Origin of the sequence: Mesorhizobium sp. B2-5-13 (assembly GCF_006440535.1) — a bacterium.
Classification (GTDB): Bacteria; Pseudomonadota; Alphaproteobacteria; order Rhizobiales; family Rhizobiaceae; genus Mesorhizobium; species Mesorhizobium salmacidum.
In genome coordinates this window covers 101682-115911 of record NZ_VFUI01000013.1, presented here as the reverse complement: position 1 = coordinate 115911, position 14230 = coordinate 101682, and the positions used below count along the sequence as shown (strand labels likewise).

Here is a 14230-nt window from a genome sequence, read left to right as displayed (position 1 = left end):
GGTCAAAGTATCCCCCAGGCCCGGTAGCGCCCCCTCCCCGTTAGCTCGCGAACACCGAGCTCGCCAATGAGGTTGAGCGCGCCCCGCTGCGTCACCTTAGCCGCCTTGGCGATCATTGGCGCCGACACAATCGGCCGAGACAAGATGAGTTCGATGGTCGTCGGCAGGCTGCTCGACGAACGGCGACCGCTCAGACGGCGGGCCATCTGTTCGCGGGCCTGGGTCAGGCGCGCGATCTCCTTCATGCCGGTCTCGGCCGACGCCGACATTGTATCGAGGAAGGCGAGAATTCGGGTCAGGCGGCTGGTGGACCGCCTACGTTCCCTCGGCACGGCCTTGAGCCCGACGTTGAAGCCGAACAGGTGCGACGCCACCTTTCCCCGCGCCCGAAGATAGGCGCTCACGAGCTGGCTGCCGAGCCAGTGTTGCCGCTGCATTGGCTCGAGGGATTCCCATGCGTCCCAGATCAACGCCGCGCCAAGCGCCGGCGGCAGGTCCGCCACGTCACGTAGAACATTCTTCCACTGGCTCAGACGATCTGCTTCGTCCCAGTCGGAGTCGCGAACGACGAGATCGCCGACCACAAGTGCGGGCCGGCCTGCATCCTTCCGATCAGACACCCGATCGATCAGGCGCTGCGACTGCTCGAGGAGCGCGTCCACATTGGCGAGTTCCTGAGCAAGCGGATCGTCCTCACCCATGAGGCCGAGGTAGTCCGTCTCGTCGGGCGATGCTGTCCCCTCCCCTTCCCCGGCCTGGCGCTCATGCTCGTCATAGCCGGTGAGCGCGGCGATCCCCGCATCGCTCACGGCCCAGTCCGGCTTCGCGCCGGCGATGCGGCGCCGAGCTCGTAGGATCCGGTGGGCGATCGTCAGTTCGTGGGTCGGCGCCCGAGCGTCCATACGCTCATCGTGGAGAACTAGATCCTCCACATGGACAAGCTCGCCTCCCACCCACATGCTGGCCGCCGCATCGAAAAAGTGGCCGCGCTCGACAAAGCCGTCACCCACCGGATTGCGGCGGACCTGCTCGTCAAGCCGGGCCAGCTGGTCCTCCGCCCTCCCGATGGCCGGCAACAGGGTCTGGAGGGGCAGGCTCTCGATTGTGTAAGCCATTGTTACCGCGCAGCATTATTCTCAAACAGAAGTTATCACGGGTTTCACTTCCGTCATAGCGACAGATTTTCCCGCGCGCGTACTATATAGACGCGCCAAGCCTTCCGGATTGAACAGAGGGACGTCGATCGAGGCCCAGATCGATCAGATTGCCCGTTTTCCCGGGCTTTGCAGGGTTCTCGTCATCAAGAAAGAGCGTCACGAGACGTTTACAAACGATCGGTTATCCTTATTCTCTGTGTTTGGAAAACCGCTTCCAATTCGCACTCTCAGGCGCTCCGGATGGCCGCTGACACGCAAAATCGCGCTTCCCGTCGACCACAGGGCCGGCAAATCGGCTACGCGCGCGTCTCCACGGACGAGCAGGCGACCGAAGCTCAGGAGATGGAGCTGCGCGTAGCCGGTTGCGACGCGATCGTCGAAGAGCACGGTTCGGGTGCTTCGCGCGTCCGCCCTGCCCTATCCAAGCTCCTACGCGAGATCGGCACCGGCGACACGCTCGTCGTCGTGCGTCTCGACCGCCTGGCGCGCTCGGTCAGCCATCTGCTCGAGGTAATCGAGGATCTGACCGTCAAGGGCGCACATTTCCGGTCGCTGAGAGATCCGATCGACACCACGACGCCGCAAGGCATGTTCTCGCTGCAGGTGCTGGGCGCCGTGGCGCAGCTCGAGCGCGCGCTGATCTCCGAACGGACCAAGGCCGGAATCCGGGCGGCGAAGTCCAAGGGCAAGCTGCCGGGCAATCCTGGGATCCGCGACCGCCGACCGGACGCCTTGGCCAAGGTAAGGGCGGCCCAGAAGGCGGCGTTCGCCACCCGCGTACAAGCGACGGTGAACCAATGGCTCCCGACGGTGCGCCGGATGCGGCCGGATCATACCTGGGACGACATCGCCAGAGTGCTGAAACAGCGCGGTCTCGACTGGACGCCTGAGCGCCTGCGCCGGGCGGTCAAGTGGCTGGTCGCCGAGCACCTCGCCGATCCGGCGCTGCTCAAAAAGTCCCTTCCCCGCCTGCCGGAAGACCGGCTGATGACGTTGGTCGCCGGCATGCATGTGTCCAATCCCACGCTGACGCTGCGCGAGATCGCCGGCCAGCTCGAGCAATTGCACGAGCGCACGCCTCGCGGCGGCTCGAAATGGTCGCCATCGTCGGTCAAGAACCTCATCGACCGGGCTCGCCGTACCGGGCTGATCGCGGAAGAGCCGGGGATTGCCGAGGTGGACGCCTGAACGCGCCATCATCGGAATTTCGGCTTCTGGAGGGTCTTCAACAACGCCGGCGAGACCTGTAGGTCGGCACTCGCGTCAGGATCTCCGTCACGTGGCCTGCCGGACGGCGGACTTTTCGGCTTGGCGGCGTCGAGCTTTGCCCGCACGAGAGCCATGATCATCGGCCAGGTCGAGAATTTGCCGTCCCGGGCGCGGTCGGTCAGGCTACGCAGATAGCCACCGGCGTTGCCGATCTGGTCGGTCCGCTGAAGGATCGCCGCAATGGTGATCGCGGCATGCTGGTCGCCCATGACCTCGCGCGCTTCGCGCCACGCGCTCGGGCTGATCCCGAGGAACGGCCGCGCCAATTCGGCCGCGGCCAGGAAATCGCGCCAGTTGCGGATATTCCCGCCCTGCGCCAGGTCCTGCAGGCTGGGGCAGGCGTCCAGCACAATCCCCAAAGGCAGCTCCCGTCGCGGCAGGCTCCGCAGGTTGTCGGTTTCCGCGGCAGTGCCGCCCGCTTCATCTTCTTTTCGTAAGCCCGTTTCAGATTCACGAAGGGGGTCTGGATTTGAATTCTGTATGTGGCGACCACTATGGGACTCATTGGCGTCCGGATTCTCCGCTTTTGCGAATGATTCCAGGACCTCACGTATCTCGCTGTAGAGGCCGTGCAGGTCTGTGCAGACGTCGTCGACGAGCTGGCGGGGGGCTGAGCGAGGAAGACGGCCGATGATGGCCTGGTAGGTTCGCAGCACGCCGGTCCAGTTGCCCGGCACGTTCTCCGCGATGCCGGCGTCGATAAGCTTGACGATGTCGCGGCGCAACAGCGTGAGGCGTTCCTTGGCGACATGGAAGGCCTTCTTCTCCTCTCTGATGGCCGCAGCCAAGTCCTCGAACTCCCGCGCGCGGGCGACGATCGGCGACAGATCGAAGCCGTAGGCCTGCTCGATCTCCCCTCCCCTGCCCTTGCGGGCGAAACGCTTGCCGTTCGGGCTGTCGCGGCGAACGATCAGGCCGCAATCGACGAGCACCGCCAAGTGCCGGCGCAGCGTCGTCGGAGGCATGCCGTTGGCGCGGGCAGTCAGCGCCTCGTTCGACGGCCAGACAATGAGATCGCCTTCGGCCGAGAGTTGCGGCTCGAGATGGAACGACAAGAGGGCGTTGAGGAGCGTAAGCGATCGATCCGTGGCGCCCAGGAGTTCCTTGGCATCGCGGATCGAGTAGAACACTTTCCACTTGTCGACGGTGGCGCCCTGCGGGGCCGATTTCGCCGTGACCTGGCTTGCGATCATGCCAAGCGTGATCGACCGCCGCCCAAAGGGCGTCGTTGAGATATGCGTCTGCATCTTTCATCACCTATTGCTAGGCAATAGAAATCCGCTCGCCGAATCGACGCTCACGGCCCAAGGGCCTTGACTGGGATTCCGGGAAGTGCGATTCTCTCGTCACCACAACTGAGAAGGGCTTCCGGAATGTCGTTTCGGGGGCCTTTTTCTTTGCCCGGGTTGCTATTTCCCGCTTTCCGGGTCGGAAATTGTCAGGTGACAATCCAGCCGAAAGCGGTTGTTTTTCAGTGCGTTGCTCCTTTCTGCGAGGTGGTGGATTTGCCTTCGTGGCTCTCACCGAACTCCTTGAGGAGCTCCGGCAAGCGGCGCTGAAGGAAACTGGCGAAGCTGCTGTTGTCCGACACGAGCCTGACCTTGCCGCCCTTCTTTTCGATCCAGGCTACGCGGTCCGATGATGGCGGCCGCCGCTTCGTCGGCCGTTTCGGCGTGCCGGCGGCACCGAGGACGATCGCAAACCGCCGATCACTATCCGCCGTCTTGAACGCGTCGTCTGACACCACGTCGCTGAGCTGGTCTCGGGCACCGGGATGCTCGAGCGCCTTGGCGAGTTGGAGCCACCTCGGCCGGCCGACCTTTGGCGCCGGCCCGATAGCCACGATGAGCTCGTCGCCCAAGACCTGCGACACCGTGAGCAAGCGCGAGACCTCCGGCTTGTCGACGTTGAGCGCTGCGGAAAGCGTATCGCGGTCAAAGCCGCGGGACTCCATTTGCATGGCGAAACGGGCGCGCTCGATGAACGACAGGTCCTCACGCGGTCCGTTCTCCTGGCCTTGCAGGATCACCATCTCCTTGTCGGAAAGCGCCCGGATGATCGCCTTGACTGGGCGGCCAAGTTCCTGGGCGACGCGCCAACGGCGATGTCCGGCGGCGATCTGGTAGTGACCGTCTTCCGAGGGGTGCGGCCGAGCAATGATCGGGATCTGCTGGCCATTCTCCGCGATCGCCGCCTTGAGTTCCTGAAACCGGGTGTCGGTGGTCGAGGGAATGCGGTCCGACACGATCGACGGGCTGAACAGGGCCGCATCGAGCTCCTGCGTCGTCTCTCGACTGGCGAGCTCCTCGCGCAGCGCCTTGGCCTGCGCCGCTTCGGCCGTCAGGCGATCAAGCCCGAGGCTCATCGCCCTGACCGCGCCGGAGGGGCGTGCGGGGTGCACTGATGCCTCGCTGGGCGGGTTCGGCTTGCCGGCGGCGACCAGCCCCTGAAGAATGTCCCTGCCCCGTCCATCTGGCTTTTTCACTTGGGCGCCCTCCCCCAAGCCTGCAGAACCAGTTTCTCGATGTCGCCGTTGACCGCATCCATGGATTCGATGGCGCGGTCGTAGGTCTGGCGGTGCATGGACTCGCGCGGCGCCTCATAAACGGTTTGCTTCGACAGGCCAGCGTCGGAAATGGCCGTCGACTTCACCATCATTGGGGTCAGCACACGCTCACCAAAGAGACTGCGCAGGAAGGCTACGATTTGATTTTGCGGGCCGTCATTGGGCTCGTGGCGCGTGACCAGATATCGCATCCAGTCATAATCGAGATTGCCGCCGTTATCGCGAACCACCGAGAGCAGCTGCGAGGTCATGGCGAGGAACTGGTTCATCGAGGCCACATCCAGCATCTGCGGATGGACCGTAATCAAGACGGCTGTTGCGGCGCAAAGCGCCGACATCGTGAGAAAGCCCAGCTGGGGCGGGCAATCGATCACCACCACATCATAGTTGTCGCCGACGCTCTGCAAGGCGCTGGCGACGCGCATGAAGAACAACCCATCGCCATCGTTCTCACCGCTGGCGAGGACACGCGGCGTGTCGTGCTCGAATTCGTGCAGTTCGAGGTTGCCGGGAACGAGGTCGAGGCCCGCGAAGTAGGTTTTGCGGACGATTTCGGCCAGTGGGCGCCGCTCGCTGTCGTAACGGATTGCACCATAGAGGGTCTGATTCTCGTCGACGTCGAATTCCGGCTGATAGCCGAACAGCGCCGACATCGATGCTTGCGGATCCAAGTCGACCGCCAGCACGCGAAACCCACGAAGAGCAAGGTATTGTGCCAGGTGGGTCGCCGTCGTGGTCTTACCCGAGCCGCCCTTGAAATTGGTGGCGGCGATAACCTGAAGGTGCTCTTCGCCCTTGCGCCAGGGCACATAGGACGTCTTGCCCTTGGTCAGGTGATGGCGGAGCGCGTGGATCTGCTCGAGGGTGTAGCGGCGGCGCCCGGGGGCAAGCTTTTCGGGAATGGGTCCGTCTTCGTCGGTCGCCAGACTCCTGATATAGCTTTCGGTCAGGCCAAGCAGCTTGGCGGCCTCGGCGGTGGAGAAGGTTCGGAGCTGTTTCTTTGCCTCAGGCGGGAAGAGACGCTCACGCAAGACCTGGAGCTGTGAGCCCAAGGCTTGTGAGTCCTCCCAGATCGTTTCGTCAAACGCCTGGGCGCCACTTGGTCGCAAATCTGCGGCTGTATTGGTGTTCATCGTGAAAGTCGCAAAAGAGAGCCATTCTGCTAAATTTCCGCAAATTGATCCGACTCCCTCGCATCGGTCAAGGAATATTGGGTTAACGCATTACTAACGCGCCGAGGCCGAATCCCGTAGCCTGTTGTTCCAATTTGGTTTTTCGGCAAATTGTCAGATGACAACCTTAAAACGATCCGTCGCCATCTCGACGGCCAGGACTGTTTCCCAGCGCAACAGACCCGACTCACCGTCCTCCGTCACCCCGTCAGAAACGCCGGGGTGACCCGCTAGGCATCGTTCGGTCTTATCGCGCCCTGACCAAACACGGGGCGAAGACGACGACATGGCGGGGGAACTGGCAGCAGAGGATCAGGGGGAGCAAGAGCGCCCGGGCGGCGCTCCGGCGCGCGTCTACGCGTCCCATCATCGCCTAATCCGCAAGCTCCGCGATGCGCTGGGCGATCCGATCTGCCGGGCCCTCGATGACACCAGCGTGGTCGAAATCATGGCCAATCCGGACGGGCGACTTTTCGTCGAGCGGCTGGGTCAGGGGATGGTGATGCTCGCCGCTCTGGAACCGGGTGCGGCCGAGATCATCATCGGCAGCGTCGCCCATGCCCTGCAGACAGAGGCGGACACCGATCGTCCCATCATTTCAGGCGAGCTGCCAATCGGTGGTCATCGCTTCGAGGGCCTGCTGCCGCCGATTGTGGCAGCGCCCAGCTTTACCATCCGCCGGCGAGCCTCTCGACTGATCCCACTCGAGGACTATGTCGGGGAGGGGATTATGACGTCCCTCCAAGCCGCGGCCATCAAGGAAGCCATCGTCGCCCGCATGAACATCGTCATTTGCGGTGGCACCGGTTCGGGCAAGACCACGCTTGCCAATGCAGTGATCGCCGAGATCGTCTCGACATCACCGCAGGATCGCATGGTCATCCTCGAGGACACGGCCGAGATCCGATGTGCCGCCGAGAACGCCGTCGCGCTCCACACCTCCGATGACGTCGACATGGCGCGGCTGCTCAAGAGCACTATGCGCTTGCGGCCAGACCGCATCATCGTCGGCGAAGTCCGAGACGGCGCGGCGCTAACGCTGCTCAAGGCGTGGAACACCGGACATCCGGGCGGCGTCACCACTATCCATTCCAACAGCACGCTGTCGGCGCTTCGGCGGCTCGAGCAGCTGACGGCCGAAGTCAGCCAGCAGCCAATGCACGCCGTCATCGGCGAGGCCGTTGACCTCGTGGTCTCGATCGAACGGGCCGGCAAGGGCCGGCGCGTACGCGACGTGATGCGCGTCGCCGGCTTCAACGGCTCGCACTACCAGACCATTCATTGCCCCCAGCTCGACGAGGACAGCCATGCCGCATGATCTCCGCAAGACCGCAACGACGGGCCTCACGCTCGCCTTGCTTTGCCTGTCCTTGGCGACGCCGGCACTGGCCAGCTCGGGTGGCGGCGGGCTGCCCTGGGAGCAGCCGCTTCAGCAAATCCAGGAATCAATCACCGGCCCGGTGGCCGGCTTCATTGCCTTAGCTGCCGTGGCGATCGCCGGCGGCATGCTGATCTTTGGTGGCGAGCTCAACGATTTCGCCCGCAGGCTCATGTACGTCGTGCTGGTCGCCGGAATCCTCCTCGGCGCTACGCAGATTGTCGGCCTGTTCGGCGCGAGCGGCGCCTCGATCGGTGCTTTTGCCGACGAGGCGCCGCAGGCCAGGGCAGGGGAGCCGGAGAATGGCTGAGGTCAGTGCTCCGCTCGCTCGCGCGCGCATTCACCGGGCGCTGTCGCGCCCGAACCATCTGATGGGCGCGGATCGCGAGCTGGTCCTACTGACGGGGTTGGCGACGGCGATCCTGATCTTCGTGGTCCTGACCTGGTTCTCGGCGCTGTTCGGCGTCGCGATCTGGATCGTGGTGATGGGCGCCTTGCGCGTCATGGCGAAGGCCGACCCGATGATGCGCCAGGTCTATGTGCGCCATATCGGCTACCGCCCGAGCTACCGGCCGACGTCCACGCCGTGGCGGAGGTACTGACCGCATGGTCGCGCTACGCCGCTTTCGCAATCCTGGGCCGTCCTTCGCCGACCTCGTGCCCTATGCCGGCCTGATCGACGACGGTGTCATCCTGCTCAAGGACGGCTCGCTGATGGCGGGCTGGTATTTTGCCGGCCCGGATTCGGAGAGCTCGACCAACCAGGAGCGCAACGAGGTGTCGCGCCAGATCAACGCGGTGCTGGCCAAGCTCGGCTCGGGCTGGATGATCCAGGTCGAGGCGGTGCGCGTCCCGACCAGGGCCTATCCCGAAGCCGCGGACTCCTTCTTCCCCGATGCGGTTACGCGGGCGATCGACGAGGAGCGCCGCCGGCACTTCGAGGCCGAGCGTGGGCATTACGAGAGCCAGCATGCGCTGATCCTGACCTACCGCCCACCGGAACGGCGACGCTCCGCGATGACGCGCTACGTCTATTCGGACGACGAAAGTCGGTCCGCGACTTATGCCGACCTGGTGCTCGACAGTTTTCGCGGGTCGATCCGCGAGGTCGAGCAGTACCTCGGCAACGTGCTGTCGATCCGTCGCATGGTCACACGCGCTGTGCGCGAGCCGGAGAGCGGTCGCGACGCCCGCTATGACGAGCTGTTTCAGTTCATCCGCTTCTGCATCGGCGGCGAGAACCATCCCGTGCGCCTGCCGGAAATCCCGATGTATCTCGATTGGCTGGCCACGGCCGAGTTCCATCACGGCCTATCGCCGGTGGTGGATGGCCGCTACCTCGCCGTGGTGGCGATCGACGGATTCCCGGCCGAGAGCTGGCCGGGCATCCTCAACAGCCTCGACCTGATGCCTCTGACTTATCGCTGGTCATCGCGCTTCATTTTCCTCGATGACCAGGAGGCGCGCCAGAAGCTCGAGCGGACGCGCAAGAAGTGGCAACAGAAGGTGCGGCCGTTCTTCGACCAACTCTTCCAGACACAGAGTCGATCGGTCGACCAAGACGCCATGCTGATGGTAGCCGAGGCTGAGGACGCGATCGCCGAGGCGTCCTCGCAGCTCGTGGCCTATGGCTACTACACGCCGGTCACCGTCATGTTCGACACCGACGAGAAGCGGCTTCGCGAGCAGGCGGAGGCGGTGCGCCGGCTGGTGCAGGCCGAGGGCTTCGGCGCGCGCATCGAAACCCTTAATGCCACGGAGGCCTATCTCGGGAGCCTTCCCGGCAATAGTTACGCCAATGTACGCGAGCCGCTGGTCAACACCCGCAACCTCGCCGATCTGATTCCGGTCAACTCGGTATGGTCGGGCAGTGCAAACGCGCCATGCCCGTTCTACCCGCCCAGCTCGCCGCCGCTGATGCAGGTCGCCAGCGGTTCGACGCCCTTCCGGCTGAACCTCCATGTGGACGACGTCGGTCACACGCTGATCTTCGGCCCCACCGGCTCGGGCAAGTCGACTTTGTTGGCGCTGATCGCGGCGCAGTTCCGCCGCTACGCGGACGCACAGGTCTTCGCCTTCGACAAGGGGCGATCGCTGCTACCGCTGACGCTGGCCGCCGGCGGCGATCACTACGAGGTCGGGGCAGGGGAGGGGGCGTCCGCCCTCGCCTTTTGCCCGCTCGCCGAGCTTGGAAGCGATGGCGATCGGGCGTGGGCCGTCGAATGGATCGAGACGCTCGTCGCGATGCAGGGCGTCAAGGTAACGCCGGATCATCGCAATGCCATTGCGCGCCAGGTCGGACTCATGGCCTCAGCCCGTGGGCGCTCGCTGTCGGATTTCGTCAGCGGCGTGCAGCTGCGCGAGATCAAGGATGCGCTGCTGCACTATACCGTCGACGGGCCGATGGGGCAGCTTCTCGACGCCGAGCAGGACGGTCTGACGCTCGGCTCGTTCCAGACCTTCGAGGTCGAGGAACTCATGAACCTGGGCGAGCGGAATCTCGTTCCAGTGCTGCTCTATCTCTTCCGCCGCATCGAAAAGCGCCTGACCGGCGCGCCGAGCCTGATCCTACTCGATGAGGCCTGGCTGATGCTGGGTCATCCCACTTTCCGCGAAAAGATCCGCGAATGGCTCAAGGTGTTGCGCAAAGCCAATTGCGCCGTGGTGCTCGCCACGCAGTCGATCTCAGACGCCGAGAGGTCAGGGATCATCGATGTGCTCAAGGAAAGCTGCCCGACCAAGATCTGCTTGCCCAATGGCGCCGCGCGCGAGCCGGGCACCCGCGAATTCTACGAGCGCATTGGCTTCAACGAACGGCAGATCGAGATCGTCGCTACGGCGACACCCAAGCGCGAATATTACGTCGCTTCGCCGGAAGGTAGGCGCCTGTTCGACATGGCGCTCGGGCGCGTCACGCTTGCCTTTGTCGGTGCTGCGAGCAAGGAAAATATCAAACGAATACAGGCTCTTAGTGAGGCACACGGTGCGTTGTGGCCGGTTGCATGGTTGACGGAAAGGGGAATTGGAGATGCCGAAACACTCCTTGCGGACCGCTAGGCTGGCAATCACGCCACTCGTCATCGCGGGTCTGCTGGCTCCTGCGCCGGTCTCGGCCGGCGCGGTGACGGGCAATGCCACCGAGTGGACGCAACTGCTCAACAATGCCGAGCTGGTGAACCTCACCGGCCAGTCGGCCGAGCAGATCAGCAACCAGGTCACCCAGATCGGACAGCTGGCCGAGCAGATCCAGAACCAGCTCAAGATCTACGAGAATATGCTGCAGAACACGCTGCAACTTCCCGACCACGTCTGGGGGCAGGCCGAGGCCGACCTCGCGCGACTGCAGCAGCTCGTTTCCGAGGGGCAGGGGATCGCCTTTTCGATGGGCAACATCGACGACGTGCTCAAGCAGCGTTTCCAGAGCTTCGCCGACTTCAAGACCGGACTTGAGAACGGCGAAAGCTTCTCGGACACCTATCAGTCGTGGTCGGACACCAATCGCGACACGATCGCCGCGACCCTGCGCGCTGCTGGATTGACCTCCGATCAGTTCAGCACGGAGGAGGGGACGATGTCGCAACTGCGCACCGCGTCGCAGAGCGCTGTCGGCCAGATGCAGGCGCTGCAGGTTGGTCACGAGATCGCCGCGCAGCAGGTCGAGCAGGCGCAAAAGCTCCGCGCGCTCGTCGCGCAACAGATCACCATGATGGCTACCTGGTATCAATCGGAGCAGGCCGGGAAGGACCTGGCGCAGACGCGCCGGGAAGACTTCTTCAAATCCACGACCCCCGCGACCACGGGCGGCCAGGAGATGGAGCCGCGCTGGTGATGAGGATCGTCGTCATAGTGGCGAGCCTCGTCGCCATCGTCGCCATTGGAATCACGTTTCTGTTCCGGACGCTGCAGCCGAACCCGCCGGCGCCGGCGGGTGTGGTCGAGGCACCGCGTCAATACGATACGACGGGCGGGCAACAGATGCGCCCCCGCTGGGACAGCAGTGGGGGGCAGGGCGATGACGCCGCCGGCAACTAGGCTGATCCCCCTCATCGCGATTGCAATCGCCACACAGATCCATCCGGCGCTCGCGCAGGATGGAGCGTTGCTGACCAATCTCGAGAACGAGATCGCAACGGCCTCGCAGGGTTGGGAATCGACGGTTATGCAGGCGGCGCGATCGCTGTTCTGGATCCTCGCCGGAATCGAGCTGGCGATCGCCGCGGTCTGGCTCGCGCTCTCGTCGGCATCGCTAGACACCTGGTTCGCCGAACTGGTGCGCCGCATCCTGTTCGTTGGCCTCTTCGTCTTCATCCTCGAGCAGGGACCCAACTTCGCTCGCGCTGTCGTCGACAGCCTGTTCCAGATCGGGGCCGGGGGCGGCTCGGCCTCGCCATCCAATGTCTTCAATGCCGGCCTACAGGTTGCGAGCCAGATGTCTGAAAAGGCGCGGTTCGGCCTTTTCGAGGACAATGCTCTGGCGATCGCGGCGGTCTTCGCCATGGTGATCGTCGTTATCTCCTTCAGCCTCGTCGCCGCGATCTTCGTTGCGGTGATGGTCGAGATGTATGTGGGCCTCCTCGCCGGCATGATCATGCTCGGTCTGGGGGGCTCGTCCTTCACCAAAGACTTTGCCGTCCGCTACCTGGTCTATGCCTTTTCGGTCGGTATGAAGCTGATGGCGCTGGTGATGATCGCCCGCATAGGCTCCGAGGTGCTGATCAACCTCGCCAACTCGCCCTCGGAGTCCGACGAGTTCCTGTCGACGCTGGCGATCGGCGGTATCTCCGTCGTCGTTTTCGTCATTGCCATGTACGTGCCCAACATCGTCCAGGGCGTGGTGCAAGGTGTGTCGGTGACCGGCGGCATGGAAGCTATCCGCCATGGCGGCCAGGCGGCGAGCTTTGCCGCCGGTGGGGCCGCCCTTGCCTGGGGCGGCGCCCGGGCCGGGGCGGCGGCCTATTCGGATGCCCGCGCTGCGGGTAGTTCGTTTGGCGCGGCCGCGCTCAAAGGCATGACCAGCGGCGTTGGCGCCGCCGGCGGGGCGGTTGCCTCGGCCGCGCGCGACAAATCGATCGGCGTGCCGGGCACCTGGGGCGCGTCCACGCTCGGTCTCGCCAACGCCAAGCTCGATCAGAGCCTTGGCCAGCCCGGCCCCCGTCCCTCTTCCGACGAAAAGGCGTGACGATGGCCACTTCCAGGCCCCCTGAAAACCCCTACATCGCAGCGCGCCAGGAATGGAACGAGCGCTACGGCTCCTATGTGAAGGCCGCGGCTTCCTGGCGCATTGTCGGCGTGACCGGCATGCTGATGGCGGTCATCGGATTTTCCTACGCGCTCTTTCAGAGCACCCAGGTCAAGCTGGTCCCCTACATCGTCGAGGTCGACAAGCTGGGGACGGCCGCGAGCATCGGCTTCCCGCAGCAGATTGAGTATGCCGACCCGCGCGTGGTGCGCGCGACGCTCGGAAGCTTCGTCGCCAACTTCCGCTCGGTGACGCCCGATGCGGTCGTCCAAAAGCAATATATTGACAAAGCCTATGCGGTGCTGCGTAGCGGGGATCCGTCGACGCAGAAGGTCAACGCCTGGTTCCGGGGCAATTCACCCTTCGAGCGTGCCAAGGCTCTCACGGTCGCCATCGAGGTGACCAACATCGTACCGCTGTCGAACCAGAGCTATCAGGTCGACTGGACAGAGTATGAGCGTGACCGGCAGGGCAAGGAGCTCGCCGTGCGGCGCTTCCGCGGCGTGGCCACGGTGACGCTGACACCGCCGCAGGACGAGGCGGTGATCCGCCTCAATCCGATTGGCCTCTATCTCACCGACTTCGACTGGACGGCGCAACTATGAGCGCCCGGAGGGTAATTTGATGATGTTGTCTCGATTCCGGCGCGGTTTCGTTTGCGCCGGATTGTTGGTCGCGGCCGGAAGCTTGCCCGCTTTGGCGCAGGACCTCAGTGCCACCGAGGTGCGTGGCACGGCGCTTTCCGATGAGTGGCAGGACGGTAATGGTGTCGTCACCCGCGGTCCAGACGGGCAGGTGATCTTCCTTTATGGCGAGATCCAGCCCTCGGTCGTGTGCTCGCCATTGCAGGTCTGCGACATCGAGCTCCAGCCCGGCGAGATCGTCCGCGACGTCCTCGTCGGCGACACGGTGCGCTGGAAGGTCGAGCCTGCGACGTCGGGGGCGCCGGGCGCGCAGTCCGTGCATCTCATCGTCAAGCCGGCCGAGGCCGGGCTCGTGACGTCGATGGTGGTGACGACGTCACGTCGGACCTACCACATCCAGCTCAAGTCAGATCAAAGCCAGTACATGGCCCGCACCGGGTTCGACTATCCGGAGGACGTTGATGCGCGTTTCGCCGAGATCAATGCCCGGATGGAGGCGAGCATCGTCCCCGGCGCCGGCGTGCCGGCCGACCAGCTCAACTTCGCCTTCAGCATGTCGGGTTCGGCCCGTTGGAAGCCGACACGCATCTACAGCGACGGCAGCAAGACATACATCCAGTTCCCGTCGGCCATGTCGGGCCAGGATGCACCGGTCCTTTTCGTCGTCTCGGGCGGGCAGAACCGCATCGTCAACTACCGGATGAACGGCACCATGATGGTGGTCGACTACTACATCGACCAGGCTATCCTCGTTTCGGGAGTAGGCAGCCGCCAGCAGAAGATCACCCTCAGGCGGGGAGGCTAG

At 64.1% G+C, this 14230-nt stretch carries 14 protein-coding genes; 10 read left to right on the top strand and 4 right to left on the bottom strand.

Going from position 1 to position 14230, the window contains the following annotated elements; genetic code table 11:
* Nucleotides 1-2 precede the first annotated feature (2 nt).
* Nucleotides 3-1115 carry an RHE_PE00001 family protein gene (locus FJ434_RS20965; protein ID WP_140750940.1) on the bottom strand — a complete coding sequence of 371 codons (1113 nt, stop codon included), beginning with the start codon at nucleotides 1113-1115 and terminating at the stop codon, nucleotides 3-5.
* A 282-nt stretch (nucleotides 1116-1397) separates the two neighbouring features.
* Here FJ434_RS20965 and FJ434_RS20960 point away from each other — a divergent pair, with 282 nt between their 5' ends.
* The gene (locus tag FJ434_RS20960) at nucleotides 1398-2345 is read left to right on the top strand and encodes a recombinase family protein (protein ID WP_140750938.1); all 948 of its coding nucleotides are present in this window, start codon (nucleotides 1398-1400) and stop codon (nucleotides 2343-2345) included.
* Nucleotides 2346-2353: 8 nt separating this feature from the next.
* Here the strand turns inward: FJ434_RS20960 and repC are convergent, their stop codons facing one another.
* The 3 genes from repC to repA all read right to left on the bottom strand — a co-directional run bounded on the left by repC (nucleotide 2354) and on the right by repA (nucleotide 6125).
* On the bottom strand, nucleotides 2354-3673 hold the full coding sequence (repC, locus tag FJ434_RS20955; protein ID WP_140750936.1) for a plasmid replication protein RepC: 1320 nt from the start codon (nucleotides 3671-3673) through the stop codon (nucleotides 2354-2356).
* 224 nt (nucleotides 3674-3897) lie between these two features.
* Nucleotides 3898-4911, bottom strand: coding sequence for a plasmid partitioning protein RepB (gene repB, locus FJ434_RS20950; protein WP_181166040.1), 1014 nt, complete (start codon nucleotides 4909-4911; stop codon nucleotides 3898-3900).
* Nucleotides 4908-6125, bottom strand: coding sequence for a plasmid partitioning protein RepA (gene repA, locus FJ434_RS20945; protein WP_140750933.1), 1218 nt, complete (start codon nucleotides 6123-6125; stop codon nucleotides 4908-4910). The genes repB and repA overlap by 4 nt, the downstream gene beginning before the upstream one ends.
* 325 nt (nucleotides 6126-6450) lie before the next feature.
* Between repA and trbB the strand changes: the two genes are divergently transcribed.
* The 9 genes from trbB to trbG are packed head-to-tail and all read left to right on the top strand — an operon-like array spanning nucleotide 6451 to nucleotide 14230.
* Nucleotides 6451-7482 carry a P-type conjugative transfer ATPase TrbB gene (gene trbB, locus FJ434_RS20940; RefSeq protein WP_140750931.1) on the top strand — a complete coding sequence of 344 codons (1032 nt, stop codon included), beginning with the start codon at nucleotides 6451-6453 and terminating at the stop codon, nucleotides 7480-7482.
* A complete protein-coding gene (locus tag FJ434_RS20935) occupies nucleotides 7472-7852 on the top strand; it encodes a TrbC/VirB2 family protein (RefSeq protein ID WP_140750929.1) in 381 nt (126 codons plus the stop codon). The genes trbB and FJ434_RS20935 overlap by 11 nt, the downstream gene beginning before the upstream one ends.
* On the top strand, nucleotides 7845-8144 hold the full coding sequence (locus tag FJ434_RS20930) for a conjugal transfer protein TrbD (RefSeq protein ID WP_140750927.1): 300 nt from the start codon (nucleotides 7845-7847) through the stop codon (nucleotides 8142-8144). The genes FJ434_RS20935 and FJ434_RS20930 overlap by 8 nt, the downstream gene beginning before the upstream one ends.
* Before the next feature lie 4 nt (nucleotides 8145-8148).
* Nucleotides 8149-10599, top strand: a complete 2451-nt coding sequence (locus tag FJ434_RS20925; RefSeq protein ID WP_140750925.1) for a conjugal transfer protein TrbE — start codon at nucleotides 8149-8151, stop codon at nucleotides 10597-10599.
* Nucleotides 10571-11371, top strand: coding sequence for a P-type conjugative transfer protein TrbJ (gene trbJ, locus FJ434_RS20920; protein ID WP_140750923.1), 801 nt, complete (start codon nucleotides 10571-10573; stop codon nucleotides 11369-11371). The genes FJ434_RS20925 and trbJ overlap by 29 nt, the downstream gene beginning before the upstream one ends.
* The gene (locus tag FJ434_RS20915) at nucleotides 11371-11574 is read left to right on the top strand and encodes a hypothetical protein (protein ID WP_140750921.1); all 204 of its coding nucleotides are present in this window, start codon (nucleotides 11371-11373) and stop codon (nucleotides 11572-11574) included. The genes trbJ and FJ434_RS20915 overlap by 1 nt, the downstream gene beginning before the upstream one ends.
* Nucleotides 11555-12721 (top strand): P-type conjugative transfer protein TrbL, encoded by a 1167-nt coding sequence (gene trbL, locus FJ434_RS20910; RefSeq protein WP_140750919.1) that lies wholly within the window; start codon nucleotides 11555-11557, stop codon nucleotides 12719-12721. Before FJ434_RS20915 ends, trbL begins: the two co-directional genes overlap by 20 nt.
* Before the next feature lie 2 nt (nucleotides 12722-12723).
* Nucleotides 12724-13386, top strand: coding sequence for a conjugal transfer protein TrbF (locus FJ434_RS20905; RefSeq protein ID WP_140750917.1), 663 nt, complete (start codon nucleotides 12724-12726; stop codon nucleotides 13384-13386).
* A 22-nt stretch (nucleotides 13387-13408) separates the two neighbouring features.
* A complete protein-coding gene (gene trbG, locus FJ434_RS20900; RefSeq protein WP_246678354.1) occupies nucleotides 13409-14230 on the top strand; it encodes a P-type conjugative transfer protein TrbG in 822 nt (273 codons plus the stop codon).

Bases quoted from the DNA above. Each gene is read 5' to 3' on its own strand.
- trbG (WP_246678354.1), top strand. From the start codon at position 13,409: ATGTTGTCTCGATTCCGGCGCGGTTTCGTTTGCGCCGGATTGTTGGTC.
- FJ434_RS20915 (WP_140750921.1), top strand. From the start codon at position 11,371: ATGAGGATCGTCGTCATAGTGGCGAGCCTCGTCGCCATCGTCGCCATT.
- FJ434_RS20960 (WP_140750938.1), top strand. From the start codon at position 1,398: ATGGCCGCTGACACGCAAAATCGCGCTTCCCGTCGACCACAGGGCCGG.
- FJ434_RS20930 (WP_140750927.1), top strand. From the start codon at position 7,845: ATGGCTGAGGTCAGTGCTCCGCTCGCTCGCGCGCGCATTCACCGGGCG.
- FJ434_RS20905 (WP_140750917.1), top strand. From the start codon at position 12,724: ATGGCCACTTCCAGGCCCCCTGAAAACCCCTACATCGCAGCGCGCCAG.
- trbJ (WP_140750923.1), top strand. From the start codon at position 10,571: ATGCCGAAACACTCCTTGCGGACCGCTAGGCTGGCAATCACGCCACTC.
- repC (WP_140750936.1), bottom strand. From the start codon at position 3,673: ATGCAGACGCATATCTCAACGACGCCCTTTGGGCGGCGGTCGATCACG.
- FJ434_RS20965 (WP_140750940.1), bottom strand. From the start codon at position 1,115: ATGGCTTACACAATCGAGAGCCTGCCCCTCCAGACCCTGTTGCCGGCC.
- trbL (WP_140750919.1), top strand. From the start codon at position 11,555: ATGACGCCGCCGGCAACTAGGCTGATCCCCCTCATCGCGATTGCAATC.
- FJ434_RS20925 (WP_140750925.1), top strand. From the start codon at position 8,149: ATGGTCGCGCTACGCCGCTTTCGCAATCCTGGGCCGTCCTTCGCCGAC.
- FJ434_RS20935 (WP_140750929.1), top strand. From the start codon at position 7,472: ATGCCGCATGATCTCCGCAAGACCGCAACGACGGGCCTCACGCTCGCC.
- trbB (WP_140750931.1), top strand. From the start codon at position 6,451: ATGGCGGGGGAACTGGCAGCAGAGGATCAGGGGGAGCAAGAGCGCCCG.
- repA (WP_140750933.1), bottom strand. From the start codon at position 6,125: ATGAACACCAATACAGCCGCAGATTTGCGACCAAGTGGCGCCCAGGCG.